Raw genomic sequence first — 625 nt, forward strand, 5'->3', positions numbered from 1 at the left:
CGCGGTGTGCGCCACCATGAACAAGGTGGCATTCTGCTGCTGCGCCACCCGCTGCAAACCGGCATGGGTTTCGGCGTCGATCTGGACGGCGACCTGGCCGCCACTGTAGGACTGCACCACCGGACGCGGACGATCCGCCGGCAGGTCGAGCTGATCCGGGATCCCGGCAAGCGCCGACTCCCAGTACCCGATCTGCTCGGCCGCCAGCGAACCCGGATCCGATTCGTCGCCGAGCAGGTTGCGCTGCCAGATACTGAAATCGGCGTACTGCACCGGCAACGGTGCCCAGCCCGGAGCCTCACCCGCGATCCGCGCGGCATAGGCGGTCATCACGTCCCGGGCCAGCGGGGCGACCGAGGAACCGTCACCGGAGATGTGGTGCACCACCATCGCCAGCACGAATTCACCGGCCGGCGCGCCGGCGCCGGGGGCCGTACCCGGTGTTTCGCCCACCTGGAACAGTGCGACCCGCAGCGGGACCTCGCCGGTCACGTCGAATCCGGTCGACGCCAATTCCGCTACGGCCGCAACAACCTCATCGGCGGCCACCGACCGCACCGCGAGCTGCGGTACCGCCCGGCCGACCGGCAGGACGACCTGTACCGGACCCGACTCGGTCTCCGGA

1 protein-coding gene is annotated in these 625 nt (G+C 69.9%); it reads right to left on the bottom strand.

Annotated features, from left to right (window positions below; all coding sequences use genetic code 11):
- Positions 1-625, bottom strand: a 625-nt coding sequence (locus tag NFL01S_RS33870; RefSeq protein ID WP_245671008.1) for a condensation domain-containing protein, incomplete at both ends; no start/stop codon positions are given.

Origin of the sequence: Nocardia flavorosea NBRC 108225 (genome assembly GCF_001613385.1) — a bacterium.
Taxonomy (GTDB): domain Bacteria; phylum Actinomycetota; class Actinomycetes; order Mycobacteriales; family Mycobacteriaceae; genus Nocardia; species Nocardia flavorosea.